This is a genomic window from Labrenzia sp. R5_0 (assembly GCF_017743835.1).
Taxonomy (GTDB): Bacteria; Pseudomonadota; Alphaproteobacteria; order Rhizobiales; family Stappiaceae; genus Roseibium; species Roseibium algicola.
On the sequence record NZ_JAGHRK010000006.1, the window covers coordinates 1 to 17,174 of the forward strand.

19 protein-coding genes, 1 tRNA gene and 1 pseudogene are annotated in these 17,174 nt (G+C 52.1%); 9 read left to right on the top strand and 12 right to left on the bottom strand.

Annotation, left to right across the window (positions count from 1 at the left end):
- The first annotated feature begins 49 nt into the window (after positions 1–49).
- Positions 50–126, top strand: a tRNA-Met gene (locus tag J7447_RS25275).
- 238 nt (positions 127–364) lie between these two features.
- Positions 365–673, top strand: coding sequence for a hypothetical protein (locus J7447_RS31410; protein ID WP_286189594.1), 309 nt, complete (start codon positions 365–367; stop codon positions 671–673).
- Positions 674–718: 45 nt separating this feature from the next.
- Here the strand turns inward: J7447_RS31410 and J7447_RS31415 are convergent.
- The 6 genes and pseudogenes from J7447_RS31415 to J7447_RS25305 form a co-directional block, all read right to left on the bottom strand.
- Positions 719–1,837, bottom strand: a pseudogene (locus J7447_RS31415) (recombinase family protein); the annotation flags it as partial.
- Positions 1,838–2,058: 221 nt separating this feature from the next.
- Positions 2,059–2,382 carry a hypothetical protein gene (locus J7447_RS25285; protein WP_209171335.1) on the bottom strand — a complete coding sequence of 108 codons (324 nt, stop codon included), beginning with the start codon at positions 2,380–2,382 and terminating at the stop codon, positions 2,059–2,061.
- Positions 2,379–2,684: a hypothetical protein gene (locus tag J7447_RS25290; RefSeq protein WP_209171336.1), complete on the bottom strand. Its 306-nt coding sequence runs from the start codon at positions 2,682–2,684 to the stop codon at positions 2,379–2,381. The genes J7447_RS25285 and J7447_RS25290 overlap by 4 nt, the downstream gene beginning before the upstream one ends.
- Position 2,685: 1 nt before the next feature.
- The gene (locus J7447_RS25295; RefSeq protein WP_209171337.1) at positions 2,686–4,347 is read right to left on the bottom strand and encodes a type IV secretory system conjugative DNA transfer family protein; all 1,662 of its coding nucleotides are present in this window, start codon (positions 4,345–4,347) and stop codon (positions 2,686–2,688) included.
- Between the two features lie 69 nt (positions 4,348–4,416).
- Positions 4,417–4,560 (bottom strand): hypothetical protein, encoded by a 144-nt coding sequence (locus J7447_RS25300; protein WP_209171338.1) that lies wholly within the window; start codon positions 4,558–4,560, stop codon positions 4,417–4,419.
- Positions 4,561–4,593: 33 nt separating this feature from the next.
- Positions 4,594–4,893 carry a hypothetical protein gene (locus J7447_RS25305; protein WP_209171339.1) on the bottom strand — a complete coding sequence of 100 codons (300 nt, stop codon included), beginning with the start codon at positions 4,891–4,893 and terminating at the stop codon, positions 4,594–4,596.
- A gap of 125 nt (positions 4,894–5,018) precedes the next feature.
- On the opposite strand from J7447_RS25305, the gene J7447_RS25310 reads away from it, so the two are divergent.
- Positions 5,019–5,966, top strand: a complete 948-nt coding sequence (locus J7447_RS25310) for a hypothetical protein (RefSeq protein ID WP_209171340.1) — start codon at positions 5,019–5,021, stop codon at positions 5,964–5,966.
- Between the two features lie 110 nt (positions 5,967–6,076).
- On the opposite strand, the gene J7447_RS25315 is transcribed toward J7447_RS25310, so the two are convergent.
- A complete protein-coding gene (locus J7447_RS25315; protein ID WP_209171341.1) occupies positions 6,077–6,934 on the bottom strand; it encodes a hypothetical protein in 858 nt (285 codons plus the stop codon).
- A gap of 220 nt (positions 6,935–7,154) precedes the next feature.
- Here J7447_RS25315 and J7447_RS25320 point away from each other — a divergent pair, with 220 nt between their 5' ends.
- Together J7447_RS25320 and J7447_RS31575 are read left to right on the top strand one after the other, a co-directional pair.
- Positions 7,155–7,751 (top strand): DUF1566 domain-containing protein, encoded by a 597-nt coding sequence (locus tag J7447_RS25320; RefSeq protein ID WP_209171342.1) that lies wholly within the window; start codon positions 7,155–7,157, stop codon positions 7,749–7,751.
- A gap of 313 nt (positions 7,752–8,064) precedes the next feature.
- Positions 8,065–8,298, top strand: coding sequence for a DUF3892 domain-containing protein (locus J7447_RS31575; RefSeq protein ID WP_209171343.1), 234 nt, complete (start codon positions 8,065–8,067; stop codon positions 8,296–8,298).
- 49 nt (positions 8,299–8,347) lie between these two features.
- Here the strand turns inward: J7447_RS31575 and J7447_RS25330 are convergent, their stop codons facing one another.
- The 4 genes from J7447_RS25330 to J7447_RS25345 all read right to left on the bottom strand — a co-directional run bounded on the left by J7447_RS25330 (position 8,348) and on the right by J7447_RS25345 (position 12,719).
- Positions 8,348–9,277, bottom strand: a complete 930-nt coding sequence (locus J7447_RS25330) for an endonuclease/exonuclease/phosphatase family protein (protein WP_209171344.1) — start codon at positions 9,275–9,277, stop codon at positions 8,348–8,350.
- Between the two features lie 93 nt (positions 9,278–9,370).
- Positions 9,371–10,267, bottom strand: coding sequence for a plasmid partitioning protein RepB C-terminal domain-containing protein (locus J7447_RS25335; RefSeq protein ID WP_209171345.1), 897 nt, complete (start codon positions 10,265–10,267; stop codon positions 9,371–9,373).
- Positions 10,264–11,148, bottom strand: a complete 885-nt coding sequence (locus J7447_RS25340; RefSeq protein ID WP_209171346.1) for a plasmid partitioning protein RepB C-terminal domain-containing protein — start codon at positions 11,146–11,148, stop codon at positions 10,264–10,266. Before J7447_RS25340 ends, J7447_RS25335 begins: the two co-directional genes overlap by 4 nt.
- Entirely contained in the window at positions 11,148–12,719 is a 1,572-nt protein-coding gene (locus tag J7447_RS25345; protein ID WP_353653818.1) for a recombinase family protein, read from the bottom strand. The genes J7447_RS25340 and J7447_RS25345 overlap by 1 nt, the downstream gene beginning before the upstream one ends.
- 108 nt (positions 12,720–12,827) lie before the next feature.
- Here J7447_RS25345 and J7447_RS25350 point away from each other — a divergent pair, with 108 nt between their 5' ends.
- The 3 genes from J7447_RS25350 (at position 12,828) to J7447_RS25360 (ending at position 14,963) form a co-directional block, all read left to right on the top strand.
- Complete coding sequence (locus J7447_RS25350) at positions 12,828–13,196, top strand: hypothetical protein (RefSeq protein WP_209171348.1); 369 nt, start codon at positions 12,828–12,830, stop codon at positions 13,194–13,196.
- A gap of 690 nt (positions 13,197–13,886) precedes the next feature.
- A complete protein-coding gene (locus tag J7447_RS25355) occupies positions 13,887–14,321 on the top strand; it encodes a hypothetical protein (protein ID WP_209171349.1) in 435 nt (144 codons plus the stop codon).
- Positions 14,322–14,963, top strand: a complete 642-nt coding sequence (locus J7447_RS25360) for a TIR domain-containing protein (RefSeq protein WP_209171350.1) — start codon at positions 14,322–14,324, stop codon at positions 14,961–14,963.
- 29 nt (positions 14,964–14,992) lie between these two features.
- On the opposite strand, the gene J7447_RS25365 is transcribed toward J7447_RS25360, so the two are convergent.
- On the bottom strand, positions 14,993–16,048 hold the full coding sequence (locus J7447_RS25365) for a hypothetical protein (protein ID WP_209171351.1): 1,056 nt from the start codon (positions 16,046–16,048) through the stop codon (positions 14,993–14,995).
- A gap of 583 nt (positions 16,049–16,631) precedes the next feature.
- On the opposite strand from J7447_RS25365, the gene J7447_RS25370 reads away from it, so the two are divergent.
- The gene (locus tag J7447_RS25370) at positions 16,632–17,138 is read left to right on the top strand and encodes an antirestriction protein ArdA (protein ID WP_209171352.1); all 507 of its coding nucleotides are present in this window, start codon (positions 16,632–16,634) and stop codon (positions 17,136–17,138) included.
- The last annotated feature ends 36 nt before the right edge of the window (positions 17,139–17,174 follow it).

Here is a 17,174-nt window from a genome sequence, read left to right on the forward strand (position 1 = left end):
ACCCACTTGGACCAAACGCGCAGCGCGCCAAGGACAAACAAAAAAACAACGCGGGATGGAGCAGCCCGGTAGCTCGTCAGGCTCATAACCTGAAGGTCGCAGGTTCAAATCCTGCTCCCGCAACCAACTTATCCTGCGAAGGTGCAGCATTACCCGTTTCCTCGGGCAACTCTTGATCTAGAGCGGCTTTATGCGCCTCAATCGCAGCGTTGTTCACTCCCGCATGGGAGTGTTTTTCTGCGGACATTGCAAGAATGCCTGCAAGGTTACCGAAGAGATCGGCCACCAGACGGTTTTCGCTTTCATCTGGTGTCAGTACGATCTTTTCGATCAATGATCGAACGATGTCTGCCGCTTCCGCGCGATGCTCGGCAACATTCATCATGGCGATCAAATCCCGAACTTGAGCATGGTACCGTTTTGCCATCTGGGGATGAAGGAGCGGTGGAGCCTCTTCGAAATCCTCCAGCAGGGCTTCCAGTTCCAAACGCCTTGCTTCAAGCGAATGCATCTTGTCTTTGATGGGTGCAACTGGTGCGCCATTCGCAATTGCGTCAACCATCTGGGCAAGCTGCCTTTTGACTTTCTCCAATTCTTGATGGTGATGATCCATCGCAGCATTGTGCGCTTGGCGCAGCTTATTCATATGCCGGGTGTATTCTTCGCAAAATAACGCGCAGAGTTCGGCATCCATCAGATGCGTTTCCAGCGCCATCAAGACGTCAGATTCAAGCCTTTCGCGATGAATCGACTTTCGATTATCGCAAGTGCCTTTGTTGCGCGCATTAGAGCAACCCATATGGGTTTGCGAAATCATCGAATATCCGCCGCCACAGCAACCGCACTTAACCAGTCCCGAGAATAGATTGCGTGGCCGCTGCTTTGCCCAGAACGGCTTGTTGAGCGTGTTCAGTGCTCCCTGCCGATCCTTCACCTTTTGCCAAAGTGGCGCATCAATAATGGTCAACTCCGGGATGTCCTGTGTAATCCATTCACTTTCAGGGTTGAGTTTGGAGACACGTTTTCCGGTGCTCGGGTCCTTGAGATAGCGCAGACGGTTCCACACAAGTCTCCCGGCGTAGAGTTCGTTGTTGAGGATACCCGTGCCTCGCTGGCGGTTACCGTTGATCGTGCTTTGACCCCAGCCCTTGCCGCTCGGTCCGGCGATGCCTTCTTTATTGAGCTGTGCTGCTATCGCTTTCGGTGATTTGCCCGCCGCATATTCATCAAAAATGCGGCGAACGACCGATGCCTGTTGCTCATTGATTGTGCGCTGACCGCGTTCTTCGCCGCCAACGACATCATAGCCAAAACACTTTCCGCCACCTGAAAACCCATTCTCAACGCGGCCGCGCAAACCGCGATGCGTTTTGGCCGCGAGGTCTTTCAGGAAGATCGCATTCATGGTGCCTTTCAGGCCGATATGCAACTCCGTGACTTCTCCCTCTGCCAGGGTGATGATTTTGATGCCCGCGAAAGTCAGGCGCTTAAACACAGCGGCTACGTCTTCCTGATCACGGCTTAGACGGTCAAGCGCTTCGGCATAGACATGATCGAATTTCCCGGCGGCGGCATCCTGCATTAAAATCTGAATGCCGGGCCGCATGAGAGACGCACCAGACAAAGCATGATCGGTGTAGCTCTGGACAATTTGTCCTCCGTCCGCACGCGCCCGTTCGCTGCAAAGCCTGATCTGGTCCTCGATGGATGCCTGGCTTTGTAGATCAGTGGAATAACGGGCATAAATGGCGATACGGGTCATAACTGTCCTATTCTGTGTTCCTCTTGGTTGGTTCTTTATCGCGATTTTCGCATGCCAAAGAATTTTTGAAATCATTATCGGCAGCGCACCGGGCCATAAACCTGACCAGTTCGCGAAGGTGTTGCCGGGATTGAATTTCGCTCATCGCGCGAAACTCCATCCGGCAACCTTTATTTGGCTGCCGACGAGACATACAATGCTACTTTCTTCGTGTTTTATGCAAGAAATAGTTGTGGATACTTTTCTTGCCCTCTTATTTTGAGTTTACCATAATGCAATTATAAGTTGCAAAAAGACTATCGTTCCCGGTCTTTTTTCTGATAGTCCCGTGCGGTTCCAAAATCCTGCCGGGCTTTTTGCGGGCGCTCGTGGAAGTCGCGGCGCAGGGCGTTGATCTGGTCCTGATGGGCCTGTCGCGCGACCTGGATGGCCTCGTCGTGCAAGGCCGGATTGTCGATATCAAGCTCTGGCGATGGCGGTTTCGGGTGCCGGGCTTCCAGCCAGTCGAGGCTCTCTTTGGTGCGGATGCCGCGCTCGTTGAGCGCCGCCGGGTCAGGCAAGCCCTCACGCCGCCAAGCAGCATCTTTGGCGGCAGCGCGCTCAAAAGGTTTCTTGCTCATCTTTCGCGGTCACTATCCCTATCCCGGTCCCGAGCACGGGGACGCTCTTTGGGTTCCTGCTCGCGGGCAGCTTCCCGGATTGCCTTGATCCGGTCGTAGGACTGCTCCGCAAGCCTGGAGAGGCGCAGCAGGTCATTGCTGGTGAAACTATCCGTGTCGCGGTACTGGCCGTCCTGATCCCGGTAGCTCTTGCGGAACTGGACGTTATGCATTGTCTTGTCCTCGCGCTCGTTCTCCCAGATCGCAGCTTTCAAGCCGCCATCGCGCAGGATTTCGACGGGGCGGTTCTTTTGATCGCTCATTTCACTTCTCCTTCCTGATTAGGTCTTTCGGGCGACAGCCCTCGATGAATTGCCATTCGCCATGGCGGTATTGCGGAAAATCGCGGTAGCGGGCCGGAACGGCCTCGCGGATGACGCGCCGCGTCCGGTATCCGAAGTGCGTGCGCACGCGGATATGGTCCATGTCGCGGTCGAAATACGGGTTCGGAAAGAAGCGTCCCGCGTAATGTCGGATCGTGAAGTACGGCACCTTGTCTGCAAAGAACGGGCGGATGCCATAACCCGAAGCCCAGACCAGCGCCTTGTTCGCCGGCATGGACAGGATTTCATCGGGGCTCATCAAAGCGCGCGCCATCTTGCGCGTATGGCTCATCTCGGTGTCCATGGCGCGCAAAGCCAACCCGGTCTTTACCGGGTCTGCGCCGCCGAAGAACGCTGCATGCATGGCTTCCCGCCGTGCCCGCTCTGCCCGCGCATTGGTCAGCGGATCGTTCAGGCTAAGCGTTTGATTGCCGAACTTGCGGCTTAGATGCTGGGCGGTTTCCAGATCGGAAATCCCGCCGCCGAGGTAAATCTCGATGTCTGAACTGGCCGAGAGTGTCATCGCGCCTGTGGGGCCGAGATTGGCCTTGGGCTGGCCGATATCCTGATAGACGCAAAGTGGCGATAGCCCGAAGCCCCGGCCAATCGCATAGAATTCTGCGATTTCGGGGAAGCGGCCAAGCTGCGCTGCCTCATCGATGACGAGATTTACGGTTGGAGCCTGCGGCTTGCGCTGCTTGAGCGTGCGCAGGGTGGAAAAGAATTGCCGGATGACGACAGCGTTTTGGGCAACCAATTCCGCTGGCATCATCAGGAAAACAAAAACCGGACGGTCAGACTCTTCGGTGAGAACATCCAACGTGAAATCCGCCTCCGCCGTTCCGGTGAAGGTGTTCTGCAAAGCCGGATCGGTCATGAAGGCGAGCGCGTTTGTGATCTCGGCCATCACCGAGTCATAAGTGCGGCGGCTTTCCGCTGCCATCTCCCGCATCTCCGCATAGGTGATGGCAAGGTCAGGCTCGCCAAGTGCCGCCATGTGTTCGGACATCTCCGCCCAGGCTTCCGGCGCGGCGCGCATCATGCCTACATGCTCGAACAGGCTGAGCGGAGAAATACCGCCATCGGCATGAACCAGGCCGCGTATAATGGCATCTAACCAGTTCTGCGCCTTTTGTTCGAAGAACCGGGCTTCGCTGCCGCCACTTTCCGGCAGCAAGGTTCTGGCCGAACGCCGGGAGTCCGCCACGAGCGTTCGTGAACCTGGAACCAGATGACTGTAAAGCGCCAGAGTGTGGCTTAAGATGCCGTGCAGGCCATAAGGATTGACGAAGTAGACATGCGCACCGCTCTGGACGAGGCCGGGGCCGATAACGGCAGCCATCTCGCCTTTGGGGTCGAGGATCGCGTAACGTGCAGGTTCACCTTTTCGGCCACGTGCAGCCATGATGTGGGAAAGAATGGTTGTAAACTTGCCGCAGCCCGCGCCACCAAACAGTAACGCTCCGGCATGCCCGGAATGGGTCAGCATCCGGCCATGATAGAAACCTATCGGCAAACCGCCTTTTCTCCGGAAAGCGAGGCGCACTTCCAGTCTAGACGCAAACCGCGCCGAGCCATGCGGATGGTCATGGGCAAAGGACATTGAGGTACTTTCGGTTCTGGATCACGAGATAGGTCGGGGCGGACATGCCGCCCCGCCTGCTTTCAGGGATCAGCCAACGATGATGCCGATGATCACTATGATCACCACTATTCCGCCAGCGATCTGGGCAACCTCTTTCACCTTGTCGCCGAAGGTCTTGACCGTGCGGACACGGTGAACCTCCCCAATTTTTTCACGAATTTGCCTGGGCACTAAAATCACCTCCTTTCAGGTGTAGGGGCATGTTCAAATGAAGCGGTAGGCGAGATAGACGCCCGCCGCCGTGAGTGCGTAGGCAATGCCTGCCCGCGCGGCGAAAAATGTCAGCGGAAATGCGAGGACCATCCACGCCGTCTCAAAGAGCGAAACGATGTCGGGTGGATAGGACCTCCGGGCGATCCCGACCACGAAGGGCAATGTGAGTTCGCTCAATGTCGGGGCGAAGATCATGGCGAGCATGAGCGCCGCAACGCTCGCAAAACCGCCCTTCAGATCGTCACCCGGCCCGCCGTGCTGACCGCCGGGTTGCTGGTTGTTTCCGAACATGTGTTCCTTCCTCGATTGAGCTTTTGGAACCATGTTCGATTTTTCGGAAAATGAGTTCTGTTAAAAATTGCAATTTTGCAGCAACTCAATCTAAGAGTTGTCCAAATGATCCAGCGGGGTCCAGATTGGTGCAACTAGATTTCAACAAACGAAATTTGATGACGTTGCTGCTAACGGTGCACCAGCATCGCAGCGACGGAATTTTTCTGAGCGATCTTTGGGAAGCTATCGCAGAAGCTGAAGCGCAAAATCGCGGCGTTCACGGCGCAAGAGCGCCGTCGCGCTCTACGTGGTTCAATTACTTTCGGGACATTGACCACGCATTCCCTGATGGGTTGCACGGTAGGCCACTATCACTGGCAGCACATGATTTTGTGCGTGAAAACCCAAAACTCACGGACAAGTTTTTCCGGAAGTTCAGGCCAGACACCTTCGCGCGCATGTGCGTTTTTTTGTTTGAGCGGGGCTATTGGGGAAGTGATACACTTGCCGAAAATCTGGCAAGTGTGCCGGGAAGTCTCTACTTCTCTCTTGTCGAGTTTCTCAAACCGGCAATAAGGCCCGAAGGTGACCACAACAGCTTGCCGGGCGTTTACCGCGTCTATCGACCATCCCTGAGCGCGCCGGGGAAGATATTGGTCAGTGCAGCCCTTGTTACATCAAAGACGGACGGAAGCCTGCATTATGCCGAACGCATGCATTTCCGTACAAGTTTCGGATGGCGGGAACAGCACTTGGAAGGGTATATATTAGGCGTTGAAGGCAAAGCGTTTTTGTTGACCAAGGACGACAACACAAAACTGCCGCAGTTCAGTATTCTTAAGCCTCTTGTACGCCAGCCCAGCGGTGACGGTGAAACGCACATCGTTCGCGTAATGGCCGGTTCGTACACCGGGTCGAGCACGTATCGAGAGAACGGCCATTTCTCGACGGGAATCGTCATGGTGCGTGACAACCTGCGCAGCCTCGAAAAGCATCCTATTGGGCGTTGGAAAATTGGTCTTCTTGGCTCCTTTGGGTTACAAAATAGGGAAGACGTACCTGAACAGTTTTTGAAGTATTTGTACGAATAAATTCGTGTCTTCAAACGTATGTTCAATACGTATAGATGTATTAGGAAATACTCACACTCATGAGAAGTATCATCAATGATAACTTGTTGGATACTTTTGGAGTTGCGGACTTAAAAGGTCTTTTCCAAGTTCTCAAATGACTCAATAATTTGTTTTTTCGATTGTAAGAAAAGGTCCTTTTTTACAGGAGCGCTTTCACGTAGCGTTCGTGAATACGAACGCATATTTGGAAAATTTTGCGAATCTAAGGCGTCTTCTAGATCATCCATAGTAGAGTTAAAAGACAAACTCTGTTGCGCATAGCTAGTTTGAAGTTGCTTAGCACTAATTACTAAGCTCCGCACCCTAGATAGAAAAGACTCTCTCAATTCTTGATTATTCCTGTCTTTTTCGAGGCGGTCTGCGTATTCAGCTACGGAAAGAATTGCTAATTCATAATTTCTCCAATTCTTTTCAGCATTTTGGAATTGGGTGTTTTCTTGAGTGGCTAAATCGTAACCCTCTTTATATCCGATTGCCTGCCCCTCTTTTTTTCCGGTTTCATAGCCTAGCTTCTGACCTTCAGTTGAGCCGTCTTTGAAGCCTTGATCATAGGCAACCTTTTTTACTTTTTCGCCGCCCGATTTCTCTCCTTCACTAAAACCAATTTCGCGACCTTGTCTGTAGCCTTCGTCTTTACCTTTTTTAAACCCATCTGCTTCACCCACCTTTCTAGCATTTTGAAGTTCAATTGAATACTTCTTCGCTAAGCGTTCGTTTAAAGTGTTGTTAAAAGTAGTCTCAGCATCAAGAAGGCCATTTTGCAGCCCCTTTTCGTAAGCCTTTTTTATTTCAGATTCCTTTTCTACGGAAAAATTCTTTTCGTAATAATAATTGCTAGTCAAGTAACCTGCGCCAATACCTGCCACTGTGAGTGCAAAAGGAAAGATGTATTGCTGCAGTTTTTCTGTAATTCTATTTTTTGTCATGCCAGCTCCTAATCGCTGAGGCAAAAATTTCCTAACGTAGCGTCAATTCAACCACTGTAGTGCAATGATTAAATCACTTCAAATTGTAAAATGTTTTTGAACTTTGTTTGCAAATGATTGAGGCGCTATCAATCTTCCACTAGGCTGAAACAGAAAATTTTTCTTGTTATTCTTAAAATAGTAAGTTATTGGTAAATATACCAACGTATAGGATATTTGCGTGATAGGAAAAAATTGGCAAACATTAGCGTTTTTTGGAGCGGTTTCTCTATCAAGTATTTTTTCCGGATCAGTACTGTCGAACTCTGAAGCTCAAATTCTCTGTAATGATCCTGGTGATGTTTGCAGAGATGGAACAATTTATGTGGGAGTTTCACCTGATCGTAAATCTAAGATCTTTTCTACGACTTTGGGCGCACCTTCTCAAATGCCATGGCAAAATACCACTCCTAACCTGAATACATTTTCCGGTGCTGAAAGCGAGTTAGAAGGTGATTCGAATACCAAAAAGCTATCAAACGGTATTTTTCAACACTCAGCCGCAAAATATTGTGAGGAGCTAGTATCCAATGGGCATGATGATTGGTATTTACCTGCGAAGGAGGAGCTCGGACGATTATTTGCAATCAAAAAACATGTAAGTGGATTAATAGTGAGGGCCGGTTCTCAATATTGGGCGTCTTCGGAGTATAGTAATATTTTCGCTTGGTCACAGAATTTCCATACAGGCGAATACAGCGGGGTCGTCAAAAATCAGAAACTTAATGTGCATTGTATTCGAAGCATCCCGACAGAAAATACAAATTTAGTATTTTAAACAGCACTTTATTAATAAACCCAAGTTTCGTAATGTATTAGAATAGATATTATGTATGGTTTGATCCAGATTTCGGATAGCTCCAACTCGATCGCATATGTGTTCGCTCCAGATCATGCGCTGGCCACAAGACCAACCGAACCTGTTTTACTTCTTCATCTAATAGCGATCAGGAGCAATCTAGTGAGTTGACCTTGGGGCGCTCAATTAAGCAAAAATTTCGAACCGATCTCCTATACTTAATCTGATCCTGTTGCTCGAAAGTCTGAAATATGTTAAGAACAAAATAGCAACAAGTGCATGGAGAAATGCAATGCCACCGCGCAAAGTTGTAGATGCACGTGCAGATGCCGAAGGGGATATCACGCACGTTCGTCTTGAAGGAAACACCAGGTTTACATCTGTCGAGAAGGCCATGGAGATGGCGGACAGGGGTGACATTTCGAATGCACACTCTGTGCATCGAAGGAACGCAAAACCGCATCTCCGGACAAATCCGGATGGCAAACGTTCAAATAATTTGGACGATATGGCAGGCGATACCTGACCTTCATTCGTCGTCGGATCGAACGGTGAATTGGAAAGGGTAGTTTTACCTATACCATAGGTGCGCCTACGTTGATTTCGACGGTTACGGGTGCGTGATCAGAGGCTTTAGGGTTGTCTTGCCCGACATCGTCGAACCTGTCTTCATTGACGCGGTCAGCGCGCCAAGGCATGCCGCGCAACTCGCGTTCCGGGACCGGATTTCCGGAAGCATCGTCGAGTTTTCTAGACAAGAACACGTAATCCAGTTGTCGGTAGTGACCTTTACGTGACCAGTAGTGTGTCCATTGGTCTTCAGGATCCAACCGCAGCATCGGATCTACAAGAGTGTTGTTATCAAGCAATGCCCCGAGAGCAGTCGTTGTTTCCTGATCTGCTTCACGATAGTCGTTCAGATCACCCAGCACGACGACATTTCCGTCAAGCTCAGCCCCATAATCATCGTGAATGATCTGGTGCACCCCTTCGGCTTGCTCTAGACGGCGGTCCCGAGTCCCTTTGCGTCCCCCCATCATCGACTTGAAGTGATTGCCGTAAAGAGACAGAATTTCTCCCCCAATTTCAAAATCTACACGAAGGCAATCACGAGAAAACAGTTTTGAGCGACCGTTGCTACTTCTGATGTCGCGCGAACTGCGCATGGACTTAACGGGAATGCGCGATAGGAATGCTACATCAATTGCACGGGGATCGTTCCCGTCGAACAGAGTGCGATAGTTATAGCGTTTATTGCTACTTGTTCCCAGGAATTCAGAGTTAAATCTGTCGAGTACAGGCAAACTTTCGACTTCTTGCAGGCAAATAATATCCGCATCTGTTGCTTTAATCGCGCTTGCGGTAATTCGCTTTGCACGAGTACTCAAGATGTCGAATGCGAGGTCGTTGATTGTGAAGCCATTTCCAGCGGAAGCGTTTTCTCGGAAATTGTAGCGAGCAAACAAATTTTCGCAATTAAACGTGGCAATTCTAATTGTTGGCATGACCCTCTCCCAGCCGATTTCTCGAGCAATCAAAGGGTACCACGCATAGGTAGCAACGTTAACACCGTAGGTTGATTAATCGGATTGGAGCGCTCAAGCGCTTGATTGCGAGCTTTCGGTAATATTCTGGAACTCCGTCAGTAGTTCGGGGTAGTGCTGGGCAAGGTAACGGACGACACGGGCGTTTTCCAACAATCGCCGCAAATATCCGACAGCGATTACGAGATCGAGGTGGTCTTTCCCGTAAGTTTCTTCGATCAGCCGTACTTCGCGGTCCAGATTGGCCGACTCCTGCTCCATTAGAGCAATTTGTTCATCCGAGAGCCCGCCATTCTTTTTCGATTTGGCAGTTTCCACGAGCTGTGCCGATGGTGTCGCGCTCACCAATGAGCGGGCGTAGGTGATCGAATATTTATTCATGGTGACCATGAGCTGCGCCGCCTCGATCTGGCGCAAAGGCTTCATCTTGCGCAGTTCGGTGAACGTGTTCATCGGTACATGTTTGTCTTTGAGTAGGTCCACGACTTCCGGACAAATCCCGACAAGGAGACGGCTTTTCGAGCGGATGCTGGAGATATTGACGTTCAGGACCCTGGCAATGGTTTCTTGCGGCACACCTCGCTCGATGGCCCTGAGGATCATTTGATGTTCCTGAACGATGGCAAGGCGGCTGATACGCTTGTTATAGGTGTAGGCTTCATCGTCGGTGGCGATCAGGCAGTTAACTTCACCGATCTCCATTTCCTGCAAGATAGCCAGGCGGATATGCCCGTCCAGCAGAAGATACTTTCCCTTTTCGCTGTGATCCCGCGCCACGACAGGCGGCTCGGCCAGACCTGAATGCTGAATCGAGGATCTGATCTGTCCGTATTTTACTGAGTCTTTGATATGCTTTGAAACGATCCGCAGCGGGGTGATATCCGCAAGGGGAATTGTCTTGAACTCCGGCTCGAAGGCAAGCTTCACAGGTTGGGCCGGCTTGTCGTTCACCGCATCAACTCCTGCCGGTCCATGCGCGCAGCCAGCTTTTTTGGAACGGTATCAAGACTCTCGGTCTGCAGAACTTGCGCGAAGGAATCGTCGTAAAAGAGTTCGCGCATGGCATGCGTGATGAAGATCAGACGGTTGCGGGTGGCATCGGCCTTCCGGATCAGCATTCGCTTGCGGTCTGTATCTTCCTGATAAGCTTTGACAAGAGCGTCCGTCGATAGCTGTTTCTTTGTTTTTGTCGAGGGACTGAGGCCCTTGCCCCTGCGGTTCCGGCTTTCAATCAAACGCTTGGCAACAAGCAGCTTGCGTCCCCGAAGAACGTTCTTTTCATAGGCTTCCTGCAAGGCATCCTGAACGCCGTCATCATCGGTATCGGCGATTTGAACGGCAACACTGACGGGTATGTGGCCAGCTTCGACAGCGCGAAGGAGGCGCTGTTCGTCCTGAAGCAAGAGCTTTGCTATGCCGCGGACATAATCAATCGACAGGCCCGTCTTGTTGGCAATCTCACGGTCTGTATATCCACGTTTTTTCATGCCGCCGATGTCGTAGACAAGATCGATCGGCTGATGTTGCCGGCGCGCACAATTCTCGACGAGGCTCTTGACCATACAATCGTGTGGATCGGCATCTATCACAATTGCTGGAATCTCGGATTGCCCCAATTGTTGGAACGCCTCCAGGCGGCCCTGACCGCAAACCAGATCGTATTCGTCATCACCGCCATTCCTTCGTCTGGTCACAGTGATGGGGCGCTTCAATCCTACTTCAGCGATGCTGGCAACAATCTCTTGAAAGTTCTTTTTGTTCCGGACGCGCGGGTTCAGAACCGTAACGCGGTCCACGGGGATGAGTTCGATGTGAGGCGGTTCTTCCGGCATCACGCGGCCTCCGAAATGGAAATGCGTTCCGCCATTTCAAAGAGCGGAACCAGTGAATCGAAACGGTAGGCGTCGAACCAGATCGCGTTGTTTTCGGCAAGGCGCAGGACGTGCTTGTCCATATCAAGGCTAGGAAGAAGCAGGTAATCGCGCGCCTGTCGGTTTTCGCGGTCCATACGCACGGCGACTGTCAGATCGGGCAATAAGCCCCGGTCAAGCCGGACCTTCCAGCGCAAGGAACCGGAAGATGTTTGAAGAGACCGGACGATTGCCAACGACGCGGTGAATTCGCGGTTTATCGTCAGAATTTCGCTGAGCGGGTCGCGCTCTACATAGCCGCCCGCATCCTCTAGTCCGGATATCGTTTGCGCGACGATATCGGGGTGAAGCCTTCGCAGTGTGCGATTAATCTCGATATAGTGATAGTCGCGATCCGGCGTAAAGCCGACCAGTTTGTAGGCTTTCAAAAGCCCGCCAAACCGATGCTGATAGGCTCTGCTGGATGGACAGTTGTCCGCCTCGTCAATGATCAGGCCTGAAAGCAGGCCCGTGCGTTTATAGAGACCGCGCAGCAAGTCCAGCATCTCGTCATTGGAAAGATGATGGGACCTGGCCTCGATCAAGGCGCGCGCCGCATCAAAGATTTCGTGCTCCACAATCCCCTGAAATGCGCCATCAGAACGCACCCACATCGCCTGATCGTTGACGACGCGTTTTTGTTTCAGCTTGAAGGAAACCTGGTTCCAGACATTGTTGCCGATATATTTTTCATTGATGAGAATTTGATGGACCGTGCCTTTTGTCCAGGGACGGTCAAGATCCGTTAGGACGCCGCGTTGATTGAGTTCTTCCGCGATTGTGGCTTCGTCTTTCCGGTCCTCCACGAAGCGGCGGTATATCCATCGCACGATGGCCACTTCCTCGGATGGTCCCGGAACCAGAACCACCCGGTCAGTCTGAAGGCTTTTGTGTTCGCCCCGGCCGAGCAATCCCTTGGGACGGCCTTGTTCGTCCCTTAATTCGCGCCGCAATCCGAACCCGGCCATGCCGCCCTGGCGGTAGCCCATTTCAATCAGGCGGCATTGCCCCGCAAAGACCTTGACCGAGAGTTCGCGGCTGTATTCCGCCGCCATGCGGCGCTTTACAACCTTTTGCACATCCGAGCCGATGCTGCCGTCATTGTCGAATTGTTCCGCGCAATATTCCACCCGCACGCCCGCGCGGCGGCAGCGGTATTCATAGAAGGCGCTCTCATCCGCATCCTGAAACCGGCCCCAGCGGCTCACGTCATAAACCAGCACGACAGAAAACCCGGCGTTACCGCTTTCAATGTCCGAGATCAGCTGGCGCAGCCCCGAACGGCCTTCGATATTCAGGCCGCTGCGCCCGGAATCGGTATAGGTCCGGACAATCGTATAACCGCGCTGCGCCGCAAATTTTCGTATCATGTCGGACTGATTTTCGGTGGAATAGCGCTGGTGTTCCGTGGACATACGTACGTATTCAACCGCGCGTAGCTCACTTGCCTCGCGGTCGGGATCGGTGTTCTGCCCTGCATTTTTTTCGGACACAGCTTAAAGGCCATCAATTTGTCGCGTACAACCAGTAAGAATGTACTGACGGTATCATCCTCTGGCTCTTCATGAATGCTTCGAATATAGCCGTAGAAAGGATGAAACATGTCGCAGAAAACAGGCAACCTTTTGCAAGAAGGCTTGACCGTACAGTATGACTCGGCAGCGTATGCGGCGCTTATCGCAACGGCCTTGCATCGCGATTTGGGTAATACCCATAGGGCGGTCAAAACCATCCGGAAATGGACAGGAGCCGGAGAGCGCACAGCGACGAATTGGCTTTCGGCCGAGAACGGTCCCAGCGGGCCGCATCTTGCGCTGTTGGCCCATCACTCCGACACTGTGCTCGAAGCATTCCTGATCATGGCAGGACGCGAACGCGTGATGGTCGATCTTCAAGTCTCGCATGTACGGCAAAAACTCGTAGCGGCCATCGAAACAATCGATACGTTGCTGGACCCTAACTTCGGATAAAATCACTGGATACCGGAGGGCTGAAACAGCTATTATCTGGAGCAAGGATCACAGCATCCAAAACCCCGGATAAGAGAATTCTTCACGATAACGCATGGGGCAAGATGTGTACTGTAGTACAATCTTGTTTAAGGGAACCCGCTGCGCGTTCCCGTTAAAAATCCCTCCGGCCATTGGCTCTTCCAGGGTATTCGAACCCATTCCAGAGCCAGCAGAACGTATCGCCGTTCAATCACTCGAAGGGCCTTGGAGCACTGCCGCTCCACCCTTCACCCGAACCATGCACGAGACGGCTGGCCGTTCGATCACCAATCAGGGGAGCTCTCAAGCTCCCACCGATACCCCCATGACCATTTCATGGAGATGATTTCATCAAGAGCAAAGGGCGTTCCTGCCCTTGTGCAATCGGTGACCAGGAAGGGAGCATTTCATAGCTACCCTTGCCTTGGAACCATCCTATCGACCAGGGGGCGTTTCGCCGCCCCTGGACCCACGAGCAGGACTTGGAGATATGCCTCTCCACCTGCACCGAACCACGCACAAACGTCCGGCCAGTTGATCACCACTAGCGGCTATTCTGTCCGTGAATCTGGCCCGCATGAACTCGGGAAAACTGCTGCAAATCCTTTATCACCCCCATCTACAATCAGCGATGGAATCAAGTATAGTGTGATTTCGGGGAGACAAAAGATGACAGGTTCCCAAGATCAAAGCGAGAGCATACGCATTGCGCATCTCACCATGCTTCAAGGCGTGATTTCGCGTATGGGGGCGAATTCCTTTACGCTTAAAGCATTGTCGGCAACATTTGGCAGTGCCGCTGTTGCAGTAACGGCGAGCAGCGATAACCCTTCAGTTTATTATGCGGTCGCAGCGATCGTACCTATTCTGATTTTCTGGCTGATGGACGCGCAATATCTGAGATACGAACGAGCGTATCGCAATCTTTATGATCACGTGCGCAAAGGCGAAGAAATCGATGCCTACAGCTTGAACGCAGCGCCATTTATGAAAGACATCAAGTCAGTATTTATCATCGCTCTTTCTTGGTCGGTTAGCCTTTTTTATGTGGCAATTCTGGTTTCGTTCGGCCTTGTCGTTTATCTGATTTTAAAGGGCGCATAGATGCAATTGGCCTCTTCGCTTCTTGGATTGCAGCCGCAAAAACGGCGCGTGTTTTTCTCTTTCCATTATCAAAACGACATATGGCGCGTAAATCAGGTGAGAAATTCCTGGCGCCACCAGCATGAATCCCGGCGCGAAGCAGAGGGGTTCTTTGACGGGAGTATCTGGGAAAGTTCAAAGCGCACGAGCGACGATTCATTAAAGAATTTGATCCGCGAAGGCATCAAGAACACGTCCGTTACCTGCATCCTTGCTGGAACCCAAACTTTTGCCCGGCGCTGGGTTCGCTATGAAATCGCCCGTAGTATTATTAAAGGAAATGGCCTTCTCGTTGTCCGGGTAAATGCAATGAAAAACCAACAGGGTTATGTTTCTGCCGCCGGACCCAATCCTCTGGCATTTATGGGAACGTATAAATTGGCTGACGGACGGGTCCTTCTCGCCGAAAAGAACAATGGGAAATGGGTGCGCTATATGGACTATACGCAAGCCGTAACGCTTCCAAATTACTGGGTGCCGCCGACGTCGCTCTCAGTTGTACCGCTCAGCGTCTATGCTAGCGATTATTGCTACGTCGCAAATAATGGCGGTGCTAACTTTTCATCCTGGGTTCGGCAGGCTGCCGAGAACGCGGGAAAATGACCATGTACTGCATCCAAGGCGGCAAATGCCTATTGGCTTCTTAGTTTTTGCGGGATTGGAATGTAGCGGGTTTTTGCGATTCCTTTTCCACGCTTGCGAACCCCAAATCTCGCCGGATGTTCCCGCCGGAACTCGAACAAAAACGGCGAGCCGGAACGAAAATCGTTAGACCACTCGGTGAGTTTCATCAGATTGTCCGGATGCAGAAATGCTTTTGCTTCTGCAATCGTATCCCATAATTTGTCGGCTTCATCAACGGCGGCCCGCGCCAGCTTGTCAGCCTGGAAGAGATGATCGTCGTTAGATAGCGTGTCACAGATGAAAGTGAGCGCTTCATCTTCATTGAGTGCCCGGACCAGCATAAGCGCTTGCGCGGTGTTCCTCGCTTGCGCCGCTGTCAGGAACTGCCGGGAGAGGAAACCCAGGCCGTCGACATTTACAGAGCCAACAACCTGTGAAGTGACTTCCGTCCGGGATATGCCGTTATGATCTGTTACTTCAATTTCCGTGCTCTCTTGCAGCAGAAGTGGACCGCGCTGCCCTAATTTCGCGAGCTTCAAACAAGCAGCTTTTGTAACCGTGCCGCGAATGACGTGGCGAATTCTGTCAATGTCTTCCGATGTCGAAACATGAGTTTCCACTTTTTGCCGCAGGGCGGAAATTGTGGGGAGATGATTGAAAAGGAAATCACGCGCCGCATCGACACGCTGCCTGTGCTTGCGAATAGCGCGAGCACGGTTGAAACGGAGCGTGCCAAAATGCTTTTCTGCGCATTCATGCCCGATAGCGCGAATGACCCCTTCGGCCGGGAACCAGGCGAGAACACCTTTGAAGTATTTTCCCTTGTTCGGGGAACAGATCGGACAGCACGCCAAACCGACATCTGCGCGCTTTTTGTCCGGAATCTCGAATTTGACGAGTTCGTCGTAATCATGATCCTTGGGCGGGGTCGAGTGGTCATGCCACTTCCATTTGTCAGGTTGTCCTGTCTCGGCCACCCAGTCTTTGAATTCCTTGATCACCGAAGGCGAAGGCAGTTTCGGGAACGGTCCCAAGGCCTTCTGTACAGCTTGCGTAGTCGACAATGGTCCACATCCCTATTCTGCGGCTCCTCCCCAACCAGGTTTCTCTACGTCTGTTATTAATTGAGCATGATTTTAAACTTGGAACAAAAAAAGAACAAGTTATGGAGGAAGTTTTCCCCGAAGTGCACAACTTGCCTGAGGCAAGACCGGGCTGTCGTGAACCGGGCCTGGTGTCCCGGCCGTCCGGCGTCCATCCCTTGCGCTTTAAGAGATTTGAGAGAAGTGTCGGCGCTTCCGGCGCCGGCTTTATCCCGCGTGTTTCACACGCTCATGGAACCCGTTTTCCAGCTTACGCCGCCACATCCCGCCTGATCCAATAGCCCTGATCCGCGGCTGCCCGCTCCATTCGATGCGGCAAGCCGCATCTCCCGTGTTGCCTGGATCGCCCTTGGCATCGCAAGCGACAGGGCTTTGGGGCGATCTGCTTACGGCACGCCCGTCCTCTTTCATGGTCGCAGCCTCTTCTCATGGCTGCGGCTTTTCCTTTGGTTTTGTTTCGGACGCTCGCCGCTGGGCAAGGGTTCATGCGCGGGGTGACTAGGTTTCTCGCGCTGCTTGAAACCTTAACCCAAGAGAGGCAGCCATGATCCAGCTATTCGCACAACCTTGCGATGTTTCGGCCACGGGCTTTTATTTTGAAAGCGCCGAGGACTACGAAGCCAAGGCAAAAACCAACAGGAACGATTACGGCCAGAGCGTCGAGGAATACGAAATCCAGTTTATCGATGGTGACGGGATTGATTGCGCTATGGCCAAAGCATGGGAGATCAACCAAGCCAATTTCGCAGACTTTCTGGAGGCTGCCGACGACTGGGATAACGAGGCCAAGCTCCGCTACATCATCGCTGTGGGGGAATGCGGCTATGCCCATGACGATGTGGCGGACGATCCGTCCCGTATCGACATGACGCTTTATGAACTCACCTCCATGTGCGAACTGGCCGAGCAGTTTGTGGACGAAGGATTGTTCGGGGACATTCCGGAGCGTCTGCAATTCTACATCGATTATGACGCCATCGCCCGTGACCTGTCGGTGGACTATTCCGAAGTCAGCATAGCCGGAACCCATTTCATTTTTCATTGCGCGTGATTTCGACCCCAGAGGCCAGCCGCCCCGCAAGGTGAC